19 protein-coding genes are annotated in these 20,915 nt (G+C 70.4%); 15 read left to right on the forward strand and 4 right to left on the reverse strand.

Annotation, left to right across the window (positions count from 1 at the left end):
* Window positions 1-88: 88 nt before the first annotated feature.
* From AC07DS_RS34530 to AC07DS_RS34565, 8 genes are all read left to right on the forward strand, one after another.
* Complete coding sequence (locus tag AC07DS_RS34530; RefSeq protein ID WP_479151788.1) at window positions 89-637, forward strand: CGNR zinc finger domain-containing protein; 549 nt, start codon at window positions 89-91, stop codon at window positions 635-637.
* Window positions 638-743: 106 nt separating this feature from the next.
* Window positions 744-1,106 (forward strand): hypothetical protein, encoded by a 363-nt coding sequence (locus AC07DS_RS34535; protein WP_479151790.1) that lies wholly within the window; start codon window positions 744-746, stop codon window positions 1,104-1,106.
* A gap of 109 nt (window positions 1,107-1,215) precedes the next feature.
* Window positions 1,216-1,416, forward strand: a complete 201-nt coding sequence (locus tag AC07DS_RS34540; RefSeq protein WP_479151792.1) for a hypothetical protein — start codon at window positions 1,216-1,218, stop codon at window positions 1,414-1,416.
* A gap of 166 nt (window positions 1,417-1,582) precedes the next feature.
* Window positions 1,583-2,668, forward strand: a complete 1,086-nt coding sequence (locus tag AC07DS_RS34545; RefSeq protein ID WP_479151794.1) for an S-(hydroxymethyl)mycothiol dehydrogenase — start codon at window positions 1,583-1,585, stop codon at window positions 2,666-2,668.
* Entirely contained in the window at window positions 2,665-3,300 is a 636-nt protein-coding gene (locus tag AC07DS_RS34550) for an MBL fold metallo-hydrolase (RefSeq protein ID WP_479151796.1), read from the forward strand. The genes AC07DS_RS34545 and AC07DS_RS34550 overlap by 4 nt, the downstream gene beginning before the upstream one ends.
* 254 nt (window positions 3,301-3,554) lie before the next feature.
* On the forward strand, window positions 3,555-3,917 hold the full coding sequence (locus AC07DS_RS34555) for a bifunctional 3-phenylpropionate/cinnamic acid dioxygenase ferredoxin subunit (protein ID WP_145885396.1): 363 nt from the start codon (window positions 3,555-3,557) through the stop codon (window positions 3,915-3,917).
* Window positions 3,914-5,077, forward strand: a complete 1,164-nt coding sequence (locus AC07DS_RS34560) for an NAD(P)/FAD-dependent oxidoreductase (RefSeq protein WP_479151798.1) — start codon at window positions 3,914-3,916, stop codon at window positions 5,075-5,077. Before AC07DS_RS34555 ends, AC07DS_RS34560 begins: the two co-directional genes overlap by 4 nt.
* A 79-nt stretch (window positions 5,078-5,156) precedes the next feature.
* A complete protein-coding gene (locus tag AC07DS_RS34565; protein ID WP_479151800.1) occupies window positions 5,157-6,290 on the forward strand; it encodes an aromatic ring-hydroxylating oxygenase subunit alpha in 1,134 nt (377 codons plus the stop codon).
* Window positions 6,291-6,360: 70 nt separating this feature from the next.
* Here AC07DS_RS34565 and AC07DS_RS34570 read toward each other — a convergent pair whose 3' ends face one another.
* Window positions 6,361-7,158 (reverse strand): IclR family transcriptional regulator, encoded by a 798-nt coding sequence (locus AC07DS_RS34570; RefSeq protein ID WP_479151802.1) that lies wholly within the window; start codon window positions 7,156-7,158, stop codon window positions 6,361-6,363.
* A 150-nt stretch (window positions 7,159-7,308) separates the two neighbouring features.
* On the opposite strand from AC07DS_RS34570, the gene betA reads away from it, so the two are divergent.
* From betA to AC07DS_RS34605, 7 genes are all read left to right on the forward strand, one after another.
* A complete protein-coding gene (betA, locus tag AC07DS_RS34575; RefSeq protein ID WP_479151804.1) occupies window positions 7,309-8,979 on the forward strand; it encodes a choline dehydrogenase in 1,671 nt (556 codons plus the stop codon).
* Window positions 8,980-9,197: 218 nt separating this feature from the next.
* A complete protein-coding gene (locus AC07DS_RS34580; RefSeq protein ID WP_479151806.1) occupies window positions 9,198-10,667 on the forward strand; it encodes an aldehyde dehydrogenase family protein in 1,470 nt (489 codons plus the stop codon).
* Between the two features lie 20 nt (window positions 10,668-10,687).
* Entirely contained in the window at window positions 10,688-11,776 is a 1,089-nt protein-coding gene (locus AC07DS_RS34585) for a quaternary amine ABC transporter ATP-binding protein (protein ID WP_479151807.1), read from the forward strand.
* Window positions 11,776-13,785: an ABC transporter permease gene (locus tag AC07DS_RS34590; RefSeq protein WP_479151809.1), complete on the forward strand. Its 2,010-nt coding sequence runs from the start codon at window positions 11,776-11,778 to the stop codon at window positions 13,783-13,785. The genes AC07DS_RS34585 and AC07DS_RS34590 overlap by 1 nt, the downstream gene beginning before the upstream one ends.
* A gap of 13 nt (window positions 13,786-13,798) precedes the next feature.
* Complete coding sequence (locus AC07DS_RS34595; protein WP_479151811.1) at window positions 13,799-14,767, forward strand: ABC transporter substrate-binding protein; 969 nt, start codon at window positions 13,799-13,801, stop codon at window positions 14,765-14,767.
* 219 nt (window positions 14,768-14,986) lie between these two features.
* A complete protein-coding gene (locus AC07DS_RS34600; RefSeq protein ID WP_479151813.1) occupies window positions 14,987-17,425 on the forward strand; it encodes a GcvT family protein in 2,439 nt (812 codons plus the stop codon).
* 21 nt (window positions 17,426-17,446) lie between these two features.
* Complete coding sequence (locus tag AC07DS_RS34605; protein ID WP_479151814.1) at window positions 17,447-18,307, forward strand: bifunctional methylenetetrahydrofolate dehydrogenase/methenyltetrahydrofolate cyclohydrolase; 861 nt, start codon at window positions 17,447-17,449, stop codon at window positions 18,305-18,307.
* A 63-nt stretch (window positions 18,308-18,370) separates the two neighbouring features.
* On the opposite strand, the gene AC07DS_RS34610 is transcribed toward AC07DS_RS34605, so the two are convergent.
* Genes AC07DS_RS34610 through AC07DS_RS34620 form a run of 3 tightly spaced genes read right to left on the reverse strand, consistent with a single transcriptional unit; the run spans window position 18,371 to window position 20,891 of the window.
* Complete coding sequence (locus AC07DS_RS34610; protein WP_479151815.1) at window positions 18,371-20,206, reverse strand: ABC transporter ATP-binding protein; 1,836 nt, start codon at window positions 20,204-20,206, stop codon at window positions 18,371-18,373.
* Window positions 20,203-20,640 (reverse strand): lasso peptide biosynthesis B2 protein, encoded by a 438-nt coding sequence (locus AC07DS_RS34615; RefSeq protein ID WP_479151817.1) that lies wholly within the window; start codon window positions 20,638-20,640, stop codon window positions 20,203-20,205. The genes AC07DS_RS34610 and AC07DS_RS34615 overlap by 4 nt, the downstream gene beginning before the upstream one ends.
* Window positions 20,637-20,891, reverse strand: coding sequence for a lasso peptide biosynthesis PqqD family chaperone (locus AC07DS_RS34620; protein ID WP_479151819.1), 255 nt, complete (start codon window positions 20,889-20,891; stop codon window positions 20,637-20,639). Before AC07DS_RS34620 ends, AC07DS_RS34615 begins: the two co-directional genes overlap by 4 nt.
* Window positions 20,892-20,915 lie beyond the last annotated feature (24 nt).

The raw sequence follows: 20,915 nt of genomic DNA on the forward strand, positions 1-20,915 counted from the left end.
ATGCGGCGACGGCCGTCACCCAACGGGCCGGTTCTGTCGCGGCAGGCAGGATGTTGCCTATCCGTGAGTCACCGGCCAGTATGGTTACGTGAATCACGCTTTCCCCTGCGGGACGCTTCCCCTGGACTTCGTCGGCACGCTGCGCGCGCGTCGCAACGCCGAGCCGATGGAGAAGCTCGCCTCCCCCGGGCTGCTCGACGACTGGTTCGTGGAGTCCGGGATGCTCGATCTGGCGCCCGGGGCGAGCGAGGCCGACCTCGCCATCGCCCTGGAGCTGCGTGAGGCGATCCACGTCCTGGTCGCGGCCCGGATCGAGCGGCGGCCACTGCCCGCCGAGGCGGTCGCCGAGGTGAACCTGCAGGCGGCGGGCCTTCCCGTCACCGTACGGCTCGGTCCCGACGGCGCGACCCGAACCGGTACGGCTGTGCAGGGACTTGCCGCCCTCGCCCGCGAGGCCGTCGAGATCATCGGGGGCGACGAGGCGGCGCTGTTGCGCGAGTGTGCCCGTCCCGAGTGCACCCAGGTCTACCTCGATCGCTCACGAGGCCACAGGCGCGACTGGTGCGCGATGCGAACGTGCGGCAACAGGGTCAAGGCCGCCGCCTACCGGGCCCGCCGGCACGGCGCGAAGAGCTGACGGGTCGTAGGTACGATGCGCAGCGTCATCCGGCACTCACCGGGGAGTGGACGGTTGTGGCCAGCCGATCGGCCGCCTCGCGCCGGGCGCGGACGCCGAACAGGCCGTGGCGGATCTGGCGGAGAACCGCCGCCGGCAGCGTGAACCGGTCCAGAAGATAAAGATGTTGAAGCAGGAGGAAGCCCTCCTGACGGACATCCTGACGCTCGCCGAGCGGTATGAGGAGGCGAATCCTGCTCCCCTACCCGAGCAGGCACAGGAGCGCCCCGTCGGCACCCCGGCGAAGACCGCCGAGACGGGGAAGTCGCGGCAGCCTCTACTCGGAGATGCCCTGATCGCTGACTTCTGTTGCGACGGAGCAGGGTTCACCCCCTCATTGGCCGGCACCGCGAAGGCGGCGTCGTCGAAGTCCCGGGTCGGGGAGACGAGATCCCGGACGAGCCGGGTCGGCGGTCGCTTGATGAATTGAGTAACCCGTTAAAATGGTGACGAGTATTGTGGCCGTATCGGTCACCTGTCAGAGTGGTTACTCGACGCAGGGTGTGACCCTGGACGGCGCGAAGAAGGGGAGATCGGCCATGGACAAGGCAAGGGAACCGATGGCGGACCCCGCCGCCGCGGCACGGCACGCGCGGTTCGGCAAGCTTCCCGAGCGCATCCGCTTCGAGGACATGACCGAGGAGGCGGAAGCCGGCCCGAGCGGCGGGGTGGCGGCCGCGTACGACATCGAGAGCTCGTGGAAGTACTACTCGTGTCTGGCTCTGGACCTGGGGCTGTAGGAGCCGCGGGGGAGACCTGCCGTGGCAGTCGGCTGCTCGGCCACGCGATTCCTCCGCCCGACGGATTCTTGACCGCTGCTTCGGCCTCCGCGATGCTGTGTTGCGAAACACGAGATGCGTACCGTATTAGGCAACGTCTCGTCCCTCTGTCAGTCGAGGAGTGGCCATGTCTCAGCAGGTCCGAGCGGTCGTCGCGCGGAGCAAGGGCGCCCCTGTCAGTCTGGAAACGATCGTCGTGCCCGACCCCGGCCCGGGTGAGGCAGTGGTAAAGATCGAGGCCTGCGGCGTCTGCCACACCGATCTGCACTACCGCGAGGGCGGCATCAGCGACGAGTTCCCGTTCCTGCTGGGGCACGAGGCGGCGGGGGTGGTCGAGGCCGTCGGCGAGGGGGTCACGGACGTGGCACCCGGTGACTTCGTGATCCTGAACTGGCGTGCGGTGTGCGGCAACTGCCGGGCCTGTCTGCGCGGGCGACCCTGGTACTGCTTCAACACGCACAACGCGAAGCAGAGGATGACCCTGACGGACGGCACGGAGCTGTCGCCCGCGCTGGGGATCGGCGCCTTCGCGGAGAAGACCCTCGTGGCGGCCGGGCAGTGCACCAAGGTGGACCGGGCCGCGTCGGCGGCCGCCGCCGGACTGCTGGGCTGCGGGGTGATGGCGGGCATCGGTGCCGCCATCAACACCGGCAACGTCGGTCGCGGTGACACCGTGGCGGTCATCGGCTGCGGCGGCGTGGGGGACGCGGCGATCGTCGGCGCGAAGCTCGCGGGCGCGGCGAAGGTCATCGCCGTGGACATCGACGACCGCAAGCTGGCCACGGCCGCGAAGCTGGGCGCGACCCACACCGTCAACTCCAGGCAGACCGACGCGGTCGACGCGGTGCGCGAGCTGACCGGGGGCTTCGGCGCCGACGTCGTCATCGAGGCGGTGGGGCGTCCGGAGACCTACCGGCAGGCCTTCTACGCCCGCGATCTCGCCGGGACCGTGGTGCTGGTCGGTGTGCCGACCCCGGAGATGAAGCTGGAGCTGCCGCTGCTGGACGTCTTCGGCCGGGGCGGCGCGCTGAAGTCGTCGTGGTACGGGGACTGCCTGCCCTCACGCGACTTCCCGATGCTCATCGACCTCTATCTGCAGGGCCGCCTCGACCTGGACGCCTTCGTCACCGAGACCATCGCCCTCGACGAGGTCGAGAAGGCCTTCGAGCGCATGCACCACGGCGACGTCCTGCGCTCGGTGGTGGTCCTGTGACGACCGGCGCCCGCATCGAACACCTCGTCACCTCGGGGACGTTCTCGCTGGACGGCGGCACCTGGGACGTCGACAACAACGTCTGGATCGTGGGGGACGACGACGAGGCACTCGTCATCGACGCCGCCCATGACGCCGACGCGATCGTCCGGGCACTCGGCGGACGCACCCTGCGGGCGATCGTGTGCACCCACGCCCACAACGACCACATCGACGCCGCGCCCGAACTCGCCGACCGGACCGGCGCCCCGATCCTGCTGCACGCCGACGATCTGCCGCTCTGGAAACAGACCCACCCCGACCGGCTGCCCGACGGTGAACTGACCGACGGGCAGCGCATCCCGGTCGCGGACACCGAGCTGACCGTGCTGCACACCCCGGGCCATGCCCCGGGAGCCGTCTGTCTGCACGCACCGGGCCTCGCCGCGCTCTTCAGCGGCGACACGCTGTTCGCCGGCGGGCCGGGGGCGACGGGGCGGTCGTACAGCGACTTCCCCACCATCATCACCTCGATCCGGGACCGGCTCCTCGGCCTGCCCGAGTGCACCGTCGTGCACACCGGCCACGGGGGGACCACCACGGTCGGTGCCGAGGCGCCGCATCTCCAGGAGTGGGTCGACCGCGGCTTCTGACCGCGTCGGCGCGGAAGCGGCCCTGACCCGGTGACGGACCTCGTGGACGGCACCGGGGCAGGGCCGTCGTCGTACCGGACGAGGCTGTGTCCCCCTTGTTCACCTGCGCTTTCGAGGTCGCTTCGGCGTGCCCCGAAGGCCGTCGCCCGGCCGCGCACAACCCGGCCTGTGGACGCCTTGACAACGCTTCAGAACGGCCCTCAGACTGGCGTTGCGTCAATCGCAATCCGTTTCGTTATACGCACCGAGGTGTCATGATGATTCCCGCGTGCCGTCTCGCGGATCTGCCGCGAGGCGAGGCCCAACGGCTCGACATCGACCCGCCCGTGTCGGTGTTCCACACCGACGACGGCGAGCTCTTCGCCATCGACGACACCTGCACCCACCAGGACGCCTCGCTCGCCGACGGCTGGCTGGAGGGCTGCGAGGTGGAATGCCCCCTGCACGCCTCCAAGTTCGACCTCAGGACCGGAGCCGTGGACGCACCCCCGGCCAAGCTCCCGGTCCGCACCCACGAGGTCGTGGTCGAGGACGGGATGGTCTACGTCCGGCTGTCGACGGACGCGCCCAACCTGCCGCCGTGCATCGCCGCCCGCCTCGCCGGAGGCCCCGCGTGAGGACCGTCGCCGTGGTGGGGGCGTCGCTGGCCGGTCTGTCGGCCGCGCGCGCACTGCGGCAGCGCGGGTACGACGGCCGGCTCGTCGTCATCGGGGACGAGCCCCACCGGCCGTACGACAGGCCGCCACTGTCCAAGGAGTTCCTGGCCGGTGCCATCGGCGAGGGAGACCTGGCGCTGGAACGGGACGACGAGGAACTCCGGGCGGAGTGGGTGCTCGGGGTCCGCGCCACCGGGCTCGACCACACCGAGCGGGCGATCCGGCTCGCCGACGGCCGGGAGATCCGCGCCGACGGCGTGGTCGTCGCGACCGGAGCCGCCGCCCGCACCCTGCCCGGCACCGACGGACTCGCCGGGGTGCATGTACTGCGCACCGTCGACGACGCCCGCGCCCTGCGCGACGACCTCGCCGGCGGCGGACGGCTGGTGGTGATCGGCGGCGGGTTCATCGGCGCCGAGGTGGCCTCCACGGCGTACGCCCTCGGCCTGGACGTGACCGTGATCGAGGCGGCGCCGACGCCGCTGGCCGCACCGCTCGGGGAGGCGATGGGCCGGGTCGTCTCGGCCCTCCACACCGACCACGGCGTACGGCTGCTGTGCGGGGTCGGGGTGAAGGGGCTGAGCGGGGAGCGCAGGGTCGATGCCGTACTGCTGGAGGACGGTCGCTCCGTTCCTGCTGACACGGTCGTCGTCGGGGTCGGCGCGCGTCCCTGCGTCGACTGGCTCGAGGGGTCCGGCGTCGCGCTGGACAACGGAGTGAAGTGCGGCGCCGACGGGCGCACCAGTGTCGCCGGGGTGGTCGCCGTGGGCGACTGCGCCAACTGGTACGACCCGCGCACCGGAATCCACCGCAGGGTCGAGCACTGGACCGGCGCGCTGGAACGGCCCGACGCCGCCGTGGCCACGCTGCTCGCGCACGGTGCCACGGAACCTGGTGCCCCACGGCCGCCCTACTTCTGGTCCGACCAGTACGGCGTGAAGATCCAGTTCGTCGGCCATGCCGCCGGGGCCGACAGCGTGACGGTCGAGGAGGGCTCCACCGACGACCGCAGCTTCCTCGCCGTCTACCGGCGGGCCGGCCGGCCGGTCGCCGCGCTCGGGATGAACCAGCCGCGGCTGTTCACCCGCTGGCGCAAGCAGTTCACCGCCACCGCATCCTGACACCGCGCCGGCGCCCTCTCGTGCTGCGTTGCCCGGCACGTGACCGAACCTTCCACGACGCTTCCCGAGGAGTGCAGCGTTGACCTCGACAAACCTGCCGGACAGCCTCATCGCCACCCTTCCCGGCTCCGCCTACACGGACCCGGGGGTCTTCGCCCAGGAGCAGGAACGCATCTTCGAGACGATGTGGTTCTGCGTCGCCCGGGCCGCGGACCTGCCGAAGCCCGGTGCCTTCCGCACCGTCGACGTGGGCCGCGAGAGCATCCTCGTCACCCGGGCCCGGGACCACTCGATCCGCGCCTACTTCAATGTCTGCCGGCACCGCGGAGCCAAGCTCTGCACCGAGGATTCCGGCGAGGTCAAGCGGGCCTTCCAGTGCCCGTACCACGCCTGGGCCTACGGCCTGGACGGCAAGCTGGTCGCGGCGCCCAACCTCACGAAGATGCCCGACGTCGGCCGCACCGAGTACGGCCTGGTGAGTGTGGCCGTGCGCGAATGGCTCGGCTACGTCTGGGTGTGCCTCGCCGAGGACCCGCCCTCCTTCGAGGAGGACGTGATGGGGGCCGTGGTCGAGCGGCTGGGCGATGTCGAGTCGATCGAGCGCTACGACATCGACAACCTCGCGCTGGGCAGGCGGATCGTCTACGACGTCAAGGCGAACTGGAAGCTCATCATCGAGAACTTCATGGAGTGCTACCACTGCGCCACGATCCATCCCGAACTGACCGAGGTGCTGCCCGAGTTCGCCGACGGCTACGCCGCCCAGTACTACGTCGGCCACGGCGCCGAGTTCGGCGAGGCCGTCCAGGGCTTCACCGTCGACGGCACCGAGGGGCTGGACCGCATCCCCGGAGTCTCCGAGGACCAGGACCGCCGGTACTACGCGATCACCGTCAAGCCGCAGGTGTTCATCAACCTGGTGCCCGACCACGTGATCTTCCACCGGATGTTTCCGGTCGCCGTCGACCGCACCGTCGTCGAGTGCGACTGGCTCTATCTCCCGCACGTGGTCGAGAGCGGCAAGGACGTCGGCCGGTCCGTGGAACTCTTCGACCGGGTCAACCGCCAGGACTTCGACGCCTGCGAGCGCACCCAGCCGGGCATGAGCTCACGGCTGTACGCCAAGGGCGGCGTGCTGGTGCCCAGTGAGCACCACATCGGTGCCTTCCACGACTGGGTGCACGAGCGGCTCGGTACCCGGCAGCCGGAGTGAGGCGGAGGAGGGTGCCCGTGGCCCGCGCGAGGGGCGGACGCGGGCCGTACGGCGGTCGTACCGTGCGTGCTCAGCCCAGGTACCCCATGCGATGGCTGATCTCCTCCGCGCCCTTCACCAGCACCGGAGCCAGCTCGTGCATACGCTCCTCGGTGAACCGGTACGACGGCCCGGAAGCGCTGATCGACCCGATGACCTGGCCTTCCCGGTCCCGGATCGGCGCGGCCATGGCGTGCAGCCCGATCTCCAGCTCCTCCAGCGTCCAGGCGTAACCGCGATCCCGGGCCTCGGCGAGATTCTTCTCCAGCTTCGCCTTCGAGGAGATCGTGTGCGGGGTCAGCTTCTTCAGGCCGGTCTCCGTGACCAGCTCGGCGCGCTCCTGGGCGGGCAGATGGGCCAGCATGATCTTGCCGCTGGAGGTGGCGTGCAGGGGAGTCAGCTGGCCGACCCAGTTGTGCGCGGTGACGGCGGACTGGCCGCGCACCTGGTAGAGGTTGATCGCGTAGTGCTCCTGCATCACCGCGATGTTGACCGTCTCGCCGATCTCCTCGGCCAGACGCTCGCACACCTGGCGGCTCTGCTGGGTGATGTCGATGCGTCCCGTCACGGCACCCGCCAGGCGTACGATGCCGAAGCCGAGCCGGTACTTGCCGCGCTCGCCCGCCTGCTCGACGAGACCGCGCGCCTCCAGGGCGCCGAGCAGACGGAACGCGGTCGACTTGTGAACATCGATCTCGGCGGCCACTTCGCTGACGCCCGCCTCGCCGCGCTGGGCGAGGATCTCCAGGACGCTGATGGCCCGGTCGACGGACTGCACGCCGCCGGACGGTGAAGCGGTCGTTTCGCTATCCGGACTGTAGTTGCTCATAGCGGAACTATACGCGTAGTAAACAACGCACTTGCAAGTAATGAGATGTGAACAAAGATCTTACAAGTTGCGTTGTTCGCAACCTAGTGCGCATGGCGATACTCGTACTAGCATCCCCGCATAGCGACGACGCGAGCGAGACGAGGCACCATGGCTCTCCTGCACTACGACTTCGTCATCGTCGGCGGTGGATCGGCCGGCAGCGCACTTGCGAACCGGCTCTCCGCCGAGCCCGGCAATCGGGTGCTCGTGCTGGAGGCGGGCCGCCCCGACTATCCCTGGGACGTGTTCATCCACATGCCCGCGGCGCTGACCTATCCCATCGGCAGCCGCTTCTACGACTGGAAGTACGAGTCCGAGCCCGAGCCCCACATGGGCGGCCGGCGCGTCTATCATGCGCGCGGCAAGGTGCTCGGCGGCTCCAGCAGCATCAACGGCATGATCTTCCAGCGCGGCAACCCGATGGACTACGAGCGCTGGGCGGCCGACCCCGGCATGGAGACCTGGGACTACGCCCACTGTCTGCCGTACTTCCGCCGCATGGAGAACTGTCTGGCGGCCGACCCGGACGACGAGTTCCGCGGCCATGACGGCCCCCTCGTCCTGGAGCGCGGCCCGGCCACCAACCCACTCTTCTCCGCCTTCCTCGAGGCCACTCAGGAGGCGGGCTACGCGCCCACGGACGATGTCAACGGCTATCGGCAGGAAGGTTTCGCCAAGTTCGACCGCAATGTCCACCGCGGTCGGCGCCTCTCGGCGTCCAAGGCGTACCTCAAGCCCGCCAGGAGGCGTCCCAACCTCACCGTGAAGACGCGCGCCCTCGTCACCCGCGTCCTCTTCGAGGGCAAGAAGGCCGTGGGTGTCGAGTTCCAGCGCGGCAAGGGCGCCCTCCAGCAGGTCCGGGCCAAGGAGGTCATCCTCTGCGGCGGCGCGATCAACTCCCCGCAGCTGCTGCAGCTCTCCGGCGTCGGCAACGCCGAGGAACTGCGCGCCCTCGGCATCGACGTCGTCCACGATCTGCCGGGTGTCGGCGAGAACATGCAGGACCACCTCGAGGTGTACATCCAGTACGCCTGCAAACAGCCCGTCTCCATGCAGCCGTACCTGGCGAAGTGGCGGGCCCCCTTCATCGGCCTGCAGTGGCTCCTGCGCAAGGGGCCGGCGGCCACCAACCACTTCGAGGCCGGCGGCTTCTGCCGCAGCAACGAGGACGTGGACTACCCCAACCTGATGTTCCACTTCCTGCCCATCGCGGTCCGCTACGACGGCTCCGTACCGGCCGGCGGCCACGGCTACCAGGTCCACGTGGGCCCCATGTACTCCGACGCGCTCGGCTCGGTGAAGATCAAGAGCAAGGATCCGCACGAACACCCTGCGCTGCGCTTCAACTACCTCTCCACCGAGCAGGACCGCCGCGAATGGGTCGAGGCGATCAGGGTGGCCCGCAGGCTCCTCGATCAGCCCGCACTCGCCCCCTACAACGACGGGGAGATCTCGCCCGGCCCGTCCGTGGAGACGGACGAGGAGATCCTCGCCTGGGTCGCCAAGGACGGCGAGACCGCCCTGCACCCCTCCTGCACCTGCAAGATGGGCACCGACGAGATGTCCGTCGTCGACCCGCAGAGCATGCGGGTGCACGGTCTCGACGGGCTGCGGGTGGTGGACGCTTCGGTGATGCCGTACGTCACCAACGGCAACATCTACGCGCCGGTGATGATGATCGCCGAGAAGGCGGCCGACCTCATCCTCGGCAAGGAGCCGCCGGCGCCGTCCAAGGCCGCGTACTACCGGCACCGCGACGCCCAGAAGCAGGCCGGGTAGCCGGTGGGCACCGGGACCCTGCGGGCGCTGCTCGCCCGCGGGGCCGGAGCCGTCGGGTGCTGGACCGGCCGGGTGGCCGACACCCCCGGTGGAGTGCAGCTCCGGTGGCCGAATCGGGACATGCAGACCCCTTGACGGGTGTCCGTCCATTCGGCCAGGGTGTTCCACCACAAGCAATACAGTGCACAATGCGCAACGAAATTTCGAAGGGCGCGGCAGTGGCAGATCTGTATGTGGACGGAGAATGGCGCGCCGCGGTGGCCGGCGGCCTCCGGGAGATCCGCTGTCCGGCGGACGGTACGCCGGTCGCGACGGTCTCGGAGGCGACCCGCGCCGACGCCGAGGCGGCGATCGCCGCGGCCCGGCGCGCCTTCGACGACGGCCCCTGGCCGCGTACCCCCGAGCGCGAGCGCGGCGCACTGCTGCTGCGCACCGCCGACCTGATCGAGCGCGACGCCAAGGAGTTCGCCCGGGCCGAGTCGCTGGACACCGGCAAGCGGCTGGTGGAGAGCGAGTACGACATCGCCGACGTCGTCTCCTGCTTCCGCTACTACGGAGGGCTCGCCGGTACCGACGCCGGCCGGGTGATCGACACCGGCCGCGACGACGCCGTCAGCCGCGTGGTCTACGAACCCGTCGGTGTGTGCGGACTGATCACCCCCTGGAACTACCCACTGCTGCAGGCTAGTTGGAAGGTCGCTCCGGCGCTCCTGGCCGGCAACACGATCGTCCTCAAACCGAGCGAGCTCACCCCCTCCAGCTCCGTCCTGCTGATGAAGGCGCTGGAGGAGGCCGGGCTCCCGCCCGGTGCCGCCAACCTCGTCCTGGGCGCCGGGCCCGAGGCCGGCGCCCCGCTCTCCGAGCACCCCGCCGTCGACATGGTCTCCTTCACCGGCGGCCTGGAGACCGGCAGACGGATCATGGCCGCCGCCGCCACCACCGTGAAGAAGGTGGCGCTGGAACTCGGTGGCAAGAACCCCAACGTGATCTTCGCCGACGCCGACTTCGAGACGGCCGTGGACTTCGCCCTCACGGCCGTCTTTCTGCACTCCGGGCAGGTCTGCTCGGCCGGTGCCCGCCTGATCGTCGAGGACTCCCTGCACGACCGCCTGGTCGACGAGGTCGTCCGCCGCGCCCGGCGTATCCGCCTCGGCGGACCCTTCGACCCCGAGGCCGAGACCGGCGCGCTGATCTCCGCCCAGCACCGGGACAAGGTCGAGGCGTACGTGGCGGCCGGCCTCGCCGAGGGTGCCGTACTCCGCTGCGGCGGGCAGCGGCCCGCCGACCCCGCCCTCGCGAACGGCCACTACTACCCGCCGACCGTCCTCGACGAGTGCCGGCAGGACATGCGCGTGGTGCACGAGGAGTCCTTCGGTCCCGTCCTCACCGTCGAGCGCTTCACCGACGAGGACGACGCCGTACGCATCGCCAACGACACCGAGTACGGACTCGCCGGAGCCGTGTGGACCCAGGACGCCGGAAAGGCCCAGCGGGTCGCCCGACGGCTGCGCCACGGCACGGTGTGGATCAACGACTACCACCCCTACGTGCCGCAAGCGGAATGGGGTGGCTTCGGGCACTCGGGCGTGGGCCGGGAGCTGGGGCCGACCGGCCTGAACGAGTACCGAGAGCCCAAACACATCTGGCAGAACATCCACCCCCGGCCGCAGCACTGGTTCCGCGGCTGAACGCCGAAAAGAGGTCGATCGTGACCCCAACACAGACCGAGGTGCCGCAGCGGCGCGGCACACCCCAGGACTCGGACGCCACTCCGGTCATCTCCGTGCGCAATCTGTGGAAGGTGTTCGGGCCGAAGGCCGACCGGGTGCCGGGCTCAGAGGAGCTGTGCGGTCTCTCCCGCCGTGAGCTCATGGACCGCACGGGATGCACCGCCGCCGTGCGCGACGTGAACTTCGAGGTGGCGCCGGGCGAGGTCTTCGTCGTCATGGGTCTGTCCGGCTCCGGCAAGTCCACGCTGGTGCGATGTCTGACCCGGCTGATCGAACCCACCGCCGGTGAGGTCGTCTTCGAGGGCCAGGACATCCGCGAGGCGGACGACAAGCGCCTGCGCGAGCTGCGCCGCCGCAAGTTCTCCATGGTCTTCCAGCACTTCGGGCTGCTGCCCCACCGCCGAGTGGTCGACAACGTGGCCTTCGGCCTGGAGATCCGCGGGATGAGCAGGGCCGAACGCACCCGGCGGGCCCTGGAGGTCGTCGAACTGGTGGGCCTCGCCGGCTACGAGAACTCGTACCCCGACCAGCTCTCCGGCGGTATGCAGCAGCGCGTCGGCCTCGCCCGGGCCCTGGCCGGGGATCCGGACGTCCTCTTCTTCGACGAGCCGTTCTCCGCGCTCGACCCGCTGATCCGCCGCGACATGCAGAACGAGGTCATCCGGCTGCACCACGAGGTCGGCAAGACCATGGTGTTCATCACCCACGACCTCTCCGAGGCGCTCAAGCTGGGCGACCGCATCCTGATCATGCGCGACGGCAAGATGGTCCAGTGCGGCACCGGCGACGAGCTGGTGGGCGCCCCCGCCGACGACTACGTGCGCGAGTTCGTCAAGGACGTGCCGCGCGGCGATGTGCTCACCCTGCGGTGGATCATGCGCCCGGCCGGGCCCGACGATGCCCTGGACGGGCCCGAATTGGGGCCGGACGTCGTGGTGCGCGAGGCCACCCGCGCCGTCCTCGCGGCCGACCGGCCGGTCAAGGTCGTCGAGAACGGCAAGCTGCTCGGCATCGTCGGCGACGAGGAGATCCTCTCCGTGGTCGCCGGGCGGGAAGGCGGCGCGTGATGACCGTCGCCATCGAGAAACCCGAGAAGCCCGAGAAGACAGCGACGGCAGAGCCGGCCGCTGCCGCCAGAGGGACACGCAAGGTCGGCCGGCCTGTGCTGGCCGGTGCGATCGTGGTCGTCTGGCTGGTGCTGTTCGCCGTGCTGCGCGGCAAGGAGACCCTGTCCCTGGCGGCGGCCGACCTCACCGACCTGCACCGGTGGCTCAACGACCTCAACGACTCCATCGGCGCCGACCGCAACTCCAACCCGCTCTTCCTGTACTTCTTCAACGAGATCCGGCTGGTCATCGACAACCTGGTGACCTTCGTCCAGCACTTGATCTCCCAGCCGTCCGGCGCCCGCCCGGTCCCGCAGATCGGCTGGCTCGGCGTCGTCGGCCTCGCGGGCTACGTCTCCTGGGCCGTGGGCAACTGGCGGGTCGCGCTGCTGGCCGTGGCCGGCTTCACCTTCATGGGGCTGCAGGGCCTGTGGCAGCCGAGCATGGACACCCTGGCGCTGACCCTCTCCGCGGTCTTCGTCGCGCTGCTGTTCGCGATCCCGCTGGGTGTGTGGGCGGGGCTGTCCGACCGGTTCAACCGGATCATGACGCCGTTCCTGGACTTCATGCAGACGATGCCGACCTTCGTCTACCTGGCACCGCTGACCCTGTTCTTCCTCATCGGCGGGGCCTCCGCCACCATCGCCACCGTGATCTACGCGGCTCCGCCGGCGATCCGCATCACCGCACACGCCATCCGGAACGTGCCGGCGACGACGGTCGAGGCGGCCGACTCGATGGGCGCCACGCGCCGCCAGTCGCTGCAGAAGGTCCTGCTGCCGATGTCCAAGCGGACCGTGGTGATGGGCGTCAACCAGACCATCATGGCCGCCCTGGCCATGGTGACCATCGCGGCACTGATCAACGCGCCCGGCCTCGGCCCGGTCGTCATCCAGGCGCTGCAGTCGCTCGACGTCGGCACGGCCTTCAACGCCGGACTCGCCATCGTCGTCATGGCGATCGTCCTGGACCGGGTCACGACCGCGGCCGCCGCACGCGAGGAGAACGCACGGAACGCCGAGCACAGCTTCGCCAAGTGGCGCCGGCCCCTGCTGGGCGCCGGCGCCGCGGTCGCGGCGGTCCTGGTCTACCTCTCGCACACCTACGTGTGGGCGGCCGACTTCCCCGGCGACGGCACCGTCGGCAGCCACATCGCGAGCGCGGCGGACACCGCGACCAACTGGGCGCAGGACCATCTGTCGGGCGTGACCAACGCCATCCGCGACGTCATCACCAACGGGCTGCTCAACCCGTTCCAGACGCTGCTCACGGACTCTCCGTGGTGGCTCGTCGGCGCGGTGCTGGTCGCGCTCGGCGTGGTGCTCGGCGGCTGGAAGGCCGGGATCACCACGGCCGTGTGCGTGGGCCTGCTGGTCGGCACCGGTCTGTGGTCGGACGCCATGACCACGCTGGCCTCGACACTCGTCGCGACGGTGCTGGTGATGGTGCTCGGCATCGTCTTCGGCGTATGGATGGGGCGCAGCACGATGGTGGACCGGCTGATCCGGCCCAGTCTGGACGCGGCCCAGGTCATGCCGCCGTTCGTCTATCTGGTGCCGTTCCTCGCGTTGTTCGGTGCCAGCCGTTTCACGGCCATCGTCGCCGCGGTCGTCTACGGGGCGCCCGTCGCCATGAAGATCATCGCGGACGGGATCCGGGCCGTGCCCGAGACCACCGTGGAGGCGGCCACCTCCGCCGGGTGCAACACCTGGCAGATCATCACCAAGGTTCAACTGCCGATGTCACGCAGTGCCCTGACGCTCGCGACCAACCAGGGGCTGATCTACGTGCTGTCGATGGTTGTGGTGGGCGGCCTGGTAGGCGCGGGCGCCCTCGGCTACGACGTCGTGGCCGGATTCTCGCAGGGAGAGCTGTACGGCAAGGGGCTGGCGGCGGGACTCGCCATCGTACTGCTCGGAGTCATGTTCGACCGGATCACTCAGGCAGCGGCGCGACGCGCGAGCGCTTAAGGAGCACGACACCATGGCAAGACACTGGCGAGCCGGCGCGGCCGGCCTGGCCGTCCTCGGCCTCACGCTCACCGCATGTTCGGGCGCGAAGGTCGGTGACACCTCCTCGGGTTCGGACAACGCGGGCAGCTCCGGCAAGTGCGGCACGTTCAACCTCGCGGTCAACCCGTGGGTGGGCTACGAGGCGGACGCGGCGGTCGTCGCGTACGTGGCCGAGCACAGCCTCGGCTGCAAGGTCACCAAGAAGAACCTCAAGGAGGAGATCGCCTGGCAGGGCTTCGGCACCGGCGAGGTCGACGCCGTCCTGGAGAACTGGGGCCACGACGATCTGAAGAAGAAGTACATCACCGGGCAGAAGACCGCCGTCGACGCCGGCCAGACCGGTAACAAGGGCATCATCGGCTGGTACGTGCCGCCGTGGCTGGCCAAGGCGCACCCCGACATCCTCGACTGGAAGAACCTCGACAAGTACGCGTCCAACTTCAAGACCTCCGAGTCGGGCGGCAAGGGCCAGCTCCTGGACGGCGACCCGTCGTACGTCACCAACGACGCGGCGCTGGTGAAGAACCTGAAGCTGGACTTCAAGGTGGTGTACGCGGGCAGCGAGACCGCGCTCATCCAGGCCTTCCGCACCGCCGAGAAGAACAAGCAGTGGGTGATCGGCTACTTCTACGAGCCGCAGTGGTTCCTGTCCGAGGTCCCGCTGAAGAAGGTCTCCCTGCCGAAGTACACGACGGGCTGCGACGCCGTCGCCGAGAAGATCGCCTGCGACTATCCCGTGTACGACCTGAACAAGATCGTCAGTGCGAAGTTCGCCAAGTCCGGCAGCCCCGCCTACAACCTGGTGAAGAACTTCAACTGGACGAACGACGACCAGAACGAGGTCGCCAAGTACATCGCTCAGGACAAGATGTCCGACGACGCGGCGGCGAAGAAGTGGGTCGACGCCAACAAGGACAAGGTGGACGCCTGGCTCAAGTAGACCGGGTCGGGAGGACGGGTCGGACATGCCCGGCGGGCGGTGCGTGCAGGTGCGCGCCGCCCGCCGGGCATTGCCGTGTCCAGGGCCCTGTTACGGGCCGTTCCCCGACGTCACGGACCCCTTGACACCCCCTTCCCGGACGGGCACATTGAGTTGCGCAACCTGAACCACGTTGCGGAACAAGCAACTGCACCGGTCTCAATGTTCGGAGGTTGGGCGATGGCGGGACCCCGAGTGGTCATCATCGGAGCGGGTGTCGTGGGAGCGGCCCTGGCGGACGAGATCTCCGCACGCGGCTGGACCGAGGTGACCGTCGTCGACCAGGGCCCCCTCCCGGCCACGGGAGGATCCTCCTCGCACGCGCCGGGCCTGGTCTTCCAGACGAACCCCTCGAAGACCATGACCGAACTGGCGCGCTACACCGTCGAGAAGTTCTGCGCCCTCGACGTCGACGGCAAGCCCTGCTTCCTCCAGGTCGGCGGCCTGGAGGTGGCCACCAGCCCCGAGCGCCTCACCGAGCTGCGGCGCCGCCAGGGCTGGATCGCCTCCTGGGGCATCGAGTCGCGCCTGCTGACCCCCGACGAGTGCGTGGAGCAGCACCCGCTGGTCGACCGCGACAAGGTCCTCGGCGGTCTCCTCGTCCCCACCGACGGCCTCGCCAAGGCCGTCCTCGCCGTCGAGGCCCAGATCCGCCGGGCCACCGAGCGCGGTGTGCGCTTCCTCGCCCGCCACGAGGTCCTCGACGTGCGGCAGAGCGAGGGCCGCGTCGCCGGTGTGGTGACCGACCAGGGCGAGATCCCCGCCGACATCGTCGTCTGCTGCGCCGGCATCTGGGGACCGAAGATCGCCCGCATGGTCGGGATGAACCTGCCGCTCACCCCGCTCGCCCACCAGCTCGCCTGGACCGGCCCGATCCCCGCCCTCGCCGGCCAGACCGAGGAGGCGGTACGCCCGATCCTGCGCCACCAGGACGCCGACCTCTACTACCGCGACCGCTTCGACGCCCTCGGCATCGGCTACTACGGACACCGTCCCATGCCCGTCTCCGCCGACGACATCCTCTCCGTGGACGAGGCCGAACAGATGCCGTCGGTCCTGGAGTTCACCGAGGCGGACTTCGAGGACGCCTGGACCGAGACCCGGTCGCTGCTGCCCGCGACCCGCGAGGCCAAGGTCGAGGAGGGCATCAACGGCCTGTTCTCCTTCACCACCGACGGCTTCCCGCTGCTCGGCGAATCCCAGGACGTCCAGGGCTTCTGGGTAGCCGAGGCCGTGTGGGTCACCCACTCCGCGGGCGTCGGCCGGGCCGTCGCCGAATGGCTGGTCGACGGCTACTGCTCCTCCTTCGACCTGCACGAGTGCGACGTCAACCGCTTCGAGCCGCACCAGCTCTCCCCGGAGTATGTCCTGGCCCGCGACTGCCAGAACTTCGTCGAGGTCTACGACATCCTCCACCCCCTCCAGCCGAGCGGGAAGCCGCGCCCGATCCGCACCAGCCCCTTCTACGTCCGCCAGCAGGAGCACGGAGCGTTCTTCCTGGAGGCGAACGGCTGGGAGCGCCCCCAGTGGTACGAGGCGAACGCCGGGCTGGTCGAAGGCCGCGCCATCCCCACCCCCAACGACTGGGCCGCCCGCTACTGGTCGCCCATCGTCGGCGCCGAGGCCCAGGTCACCCGCGAGACCGTCGCCCTGTACGACATGACGGCCCTCAAGCGCCTGGAGGTCAGCGGCCCCGGTGCCGCCGGCTTCCTGGAGAGCCTGGTCACCGGCAAGGTCGCCAAGTCCGTCGGCTCGGTGACGTACACCCTGCTGCTGGACCACGACGGCGGCATCCGCAGCGACATCACCGTCGCCCGCCTCGCCCGCGACCTCTTCCAGGTGGGAGCCAACGGCAACCTGGACCTCGACTGGTTCACCCGCCACCTGCCCGCCGACGGTACCGTCCAGGTCCGCGACATCACCCCCGGCACCTGCTGCATCGGCCTGTGGGGCCCGCTCGCCCGCGAGGTGCTGCAGCCGCTCACCGACGAGGACTTCTCCGACGAGGGCCTCAAGTACTTCCGCGCCAAGCGCGCCTACATCGGCTCGGTTCCGGTCACTGCGATGCGCCTGTCCTACGTCGGTGAACTCGGCTGGGAGCTCTACACGACCGCCGACCAGGGCGCGAAGCTCTGGGACACCCTGTGGCAGGCGGCCGAGCCGCTCGGCGGCATCATCGCCGGCCGCGGCGCCTTCAACAGCCTCCGCCTGGAGAAGGGCTACCGCTCCTTCGGCACCGACATGACCTACGAGCACGACCCCTACGAGGCCGGCGTCGGCTTCGCCGTCAAGCCGGACAAGGGCGACTTCGTCGGCAAGGCCGCACTGGAGCGCCGCAAGGCAGACGTGCGGCGCAGGCTGAGCTGCCTCACCATCGACGACCCGCGGGCCGTCGTCATGGGCAAGGAGCCGGTCTACGACGGGGACCGCGCTGTCGGCTACGTGACCAGCGCCGCCCACGGCCACACCATCGGCAAGGGCATCGCCTATGCCTGGCTCCCGGTGGAGCTGGCCACCCCCGGTACCACGGTGCACATCGGCTACTTCGACCAGCGCGTCGAGGCGACCGTCGCCCAGGAGCCCCTGTTCGACCCGACCATGTCCCGCCTCCGTGGCTGACCTGGCGAAGGAGAACCGCCGGTGACCGCACAACTCCTCGACGGCAGGGCGACCGCCGCCGTCATCCGCCGTGAACTGGCCGAGCGCGTGGCCAAGGTGACCGCCGCCACCGGACGGCAGCCCGGCCTCGGCACCGTCCTGGTCGGGGACGACCCGGGCAGCCGCGCCTACGTCGCCGGGAAGCACCGCGACTGCGCGCAGGTGGGTATCGCCTCGCTCCGCCGCGAACTGCCCGCCGACGCCACCCAGCAGCAGGTCGAGGACGTCATCGACGAACTCAACGCCGACCCGGCCTGTACCGGCTACATCGTCCAACTGCCGCTCCCGCGCCACCTGGACGCGGGCGCCGTGCTGGAGCGCATGGACCCCGCCAAGGACGCCGACGGCCTGCACCCGGTCAACCTCGGCCGGCTCGTCCTCGGCGGCGACGCCCCACTGCCCTGCACTCCGCGGGGCATCGTCGAACTGCTGCGCCGCCACGAGGTCCCGCTGGCCGGAGCGCGGGTGTGCGTGATCGGCCGGGGCATCACCGTCGGGCGGCCGATCGGACTGCTCCTCACCCGCCGCTCGGAGAACGCCACCGTCACCCTGTGCCACACCGCGACCAAGGGCCTGGCCTGGCACGTACGCGAGGCGGACATCGTCGTCGCGGCGGCCGGCTCGCCCGGACTGATCACCCCGGACATGCTGCGCCCCGGCGCGACCGTCCTGGACGTCGGCATCACGCGCACCGAGCACGGGCTCGTCGGCGACGTCCATCCTCAGGCCGCCCAGGTCGCCGGACGGGTCGCGCCCATGCCCGGGGGAGTGGGACCCATGACCCGGGCGATGCTGCTGGCCAACGTCGTCGAGGCCGCCGAGAGGAACGCGAACGCCGTGTGAACGCACTGAACACCCCGCCGGCCGAGCTCGACCCGAGGTGGTCGGGGCGGAGTGTCGCACCTCCTATGAGCGGTCTCCGTCGTCTCCGCCGGGCCGGAGCATCTGGCTCGCGGCCAGCTCGCGATAGAGGGCACTGCGGGCGAGCAACTCCTCATGGCGTCCGCCGGCGGCGATGCGGCCGTCCTGCAGCAGCACGATGCGGTCCGCGTGCTGCACGGTGGACAGGCGGTGGGCGATGACCAGCAGTGCGCACTCCTGGGCGACTTCCTTCATGACGGTGGTCAGCGCCGCTTCATTGATCGCGTCGAGGTGGGAGGTGGGTTCGTCCAGCAGGAGCAGCGAGGGGCGGGCCAGCAACGCGCGGGCGAGGGCGATGCGCTGGCGTTCGCCGCCGGAGAGATTGCTGCCGCGTTCGCCGATGACCGCGGCCAGGCCGCCGGGCAGCCGGTCGACGACCTCCTCGAGCCGGGCCAGTTCGACCACGCGCCGGATCTCCGCCTCCGTGGCGTCGGGCACGGCGTAGGTGATGTTGTCGCGCAACGTGCCGTGGACGACATGGGTGTTCTGGTCGACGACGGCGATGCCCCGTCGGCATGCGTCACGGGTGAGCCCGGCCGCGGGCCGCCCGTCGAAGAGCAGGGCGCCCGTGTCCGGCTCGTAGAACCTCGCCACGAGGGCGAACACGGTGCTCTTGCCGGCCCCGGACCGGCCCACCAGGGCCACCTGCCGGCGCGGCGGAACCGCGAACGAGACGCCGCGGAGCACCGGCCGATCCGGTTCGTAGCCGAAGTGGACGTCGTGCAGGGCGAGAACGGGCCGTTCGCGGGTGACGGGCGGACCGGTCGGGCACGGTACGGGGGCGAAGTCTCCCCGGATCCGGGGCGCGGTGGGCTCCACCGGCAGCCGGAGCGCCCCGTCGATGCGCTGGTAGGCGCCCATTCCGCGCTGGACCAGGCCCACCGCACGGAAGACGGAGGACAGCGGCAGGGCGAGGTACGAGGCGTACAGCAGGAAGGCGACGAGGTCACCGAGGGATCCGGCGTTGCCGTTGACGCGCAGACCGCCGACGACCAGGACGATGAGAAAGGAGCCCTGCACGGCGAGTTCGACGGCGGAGCTCATGACCGAGGCGAGTTTCGCAGTGCGTACCCCGGCGTCGTAGGCCGCGTCGATGCGGGCGCCGATGCCGGCCGCCTCGCGCCCCTCGGCGCGGTGCACGCGAACCATCGACAGGGCGCCGAGGGCGCGCTCCAGATCGGCGGCGACGGCACCGACCGAGTCCTGCATGCGCGCGGACGCGCAGCGGATACCTGTGAGCAGCGAGGCGACGACCACGGCCGCCGCTGCCACGGTGCCGGCGACCAGGAGCAGCAGCAGGGGGTCGAGCCAGGCCATGAGGGCGATTGCCCCGGCGGCGACGAGGCTGCCCGTCACGAGATCGACCAGGGCCTGTGACACGACCTCCCGGAGCAAGGTGGTGTCGGCCGTCACCCGGGAGACGAGGTCACCGCACCGGTGGCGGTCGTATTCCCGCATCTCCAGCCGGAGCAGCCGTCCCACCAGCCCGTGACGGAGCTGCCGTACGACGCCTTCGCCCATCCGGTCCAGCAGGAAGCGCCCCGTGGCTCCCGTCGCCGCCTCGACCACGAACAGCGCGCCCAGCACTCCCAGCAGCGGCCAGACGACCTGCCCTCGGGCGTTCGCGTCCACGACGTGCTTGGCGACGAGCGGCTGGGCCAGTCCCAGGGCGGAGCACACGAGGGTCAGCACGGTGGCGACGGCGATGGAGCTCCGGTGCCCGGCGGTGAGCCGGTACATGGTGGCCACCGCCGCCCGGGTGGACGTGTCACCCTCGGCGGCCGGGGCCGGGCCGCCGTGCGCAGGCGCGTCGCCGGTCATCGGCCCGTCGGCCCCGGCAGCGGGTCGACGGCCATCAGCCGGGCGAGGTAGCCCTCGGGCAGCCCCTCGCCGACCGGACGTCCGTCCGCCTCGATCCAGGCATGCGCGGTGAACGGCGGGACGACACGTACACCGGTGCACCAGCTGGGCCAGGTACCGCCGAGCCGGCACAGCAGCGCAGCCCCCAGGGACCGGGGCAGACACCCCTTCGGTCCGGCGCAGGCCAGGCTGGCGGCGCACATCGCGTCGCGTGCGTTCTGGGCCTGCGCAGTGGTGGCGGGCGCGGCACCGCGCCGCAGCAGGCCGAGTACGGTACGGATGCGGTGGGGTGGCAGCATGGCCAGGGCGACGGCGGGCAGCAGGACGAGGCGGGCGGCCAGGCGCCGGGCCAGGGGCACACCGGTGGGCCGCTCCAGCGCGCTGGGCGTCGTCATGAGGCGAGCCCCGAGCCGCGCAGCTGCTGGACGAGCGCCTGGACGTCCCGCAGGGCCTGCGCCTGGTCGATGTCGAACTCCCGCACCAGGGCGGCGGCCGCGTCCGCCTCCTCGGCGCCGTCGAGCAGGGCCCGTACCACCAGCGTGGCGGTGGGGTTCAACTCCCAGTAGGTGCCTGCCCGTTCGTCCAGCAGTACGGTGCCGTAGTCGGTCTGGGCAGTGGAGACGTTGTCGCCGAACCGCAGGGGCATGTGAGGGCCTTTCTGGTACGGGGG

Source organism: Streptomyces sp. NPDC044064, from assembly GCF_056434245.1.

Excerpts from the sequence above, each read along its gene's own strand:
- AC07DS_RS34540 (WP_479151792.1), top strand. The coding sequence starts at position 1,216 with ATGGACAAGGCAAGGGAACCGATGGCGGACCCCGCCGCCGCGGCACGG.
- AC07DS_RS34610 (WP_479151815.1), bottom strand. The coding sequence starts at position 20,206 with ATGACCGGCGACGCGCCTGCGCACGGCGGCCCGGCCCCGGCCGCCGAG.
- AC07DS_RS34590 (WP_479151809.1), top strand. The coding sequence starts at position 11,776 with ATGACCGTCGCCATCGAGAAACCCGAGAAGCCCGAGAAGACAGCGACG.
- AC07DS_RS34545 (WP_479151794.1), top strand. The coding sequence starts at position 1,583 with ATGTCTCAGCAGGTCCGAGCGGTCGTCGCGCGGAGCAAGGGCGCCCCT.
- AC07DS_RS34595 (WP_479151811.1), top strand. The coding sequence starts at position 13,799 with ATGGCAAGACACTGGCGAGCCGGCGCGGCCGGCCTGGCCGTCCTCGGC.
- AC07DS_RS34620 (WP_479151819.1), bottom strand. The coding sequence starts at position 20,891 with ATGCCCCTGCGGTTCGGCGACAACGTCTCCACTGCCCAGACCGACTAC.
- AC07DS_RS34615 (WP_479151817.1), bottom strand. The coding sequence starts at position 20,640 with ATGACGACGCCCAGCGCGCTGGAGCGGCCCACCGGTGTGCCCCTGGCC.
- AC07DS_RS34570 (WP_479151802.1), bottom strand. The coding sequence starts at position 7,158 with ATGAGCAACTACAGTCCGGATAGCGAAACGACCGCTTCACCGTCCGGC.
- AC07DS_RS34555 (WP_145885396.1), top strand. The coding sequence starts at position 3,555 with ATGATGATTCCCGCGTGCCGTCTCGCGGATCTGCCGCGAGGCGAGGCC.
- AC07DS_RS34600 (WP_479151813.1), top strand. The coding sequence starts at position 14,987 with ATGGCGGGACCCCGAGTGGTCATCATCGGAGCGGGTGTCGTGGGAGCG.
- betA (WP_479151804.1), top strand. The coding sequence starts at position 7,309 with ATGGCTCTCCTGCACTACGACTTCGTCATCGTCGGCGGTGGATCGGCC.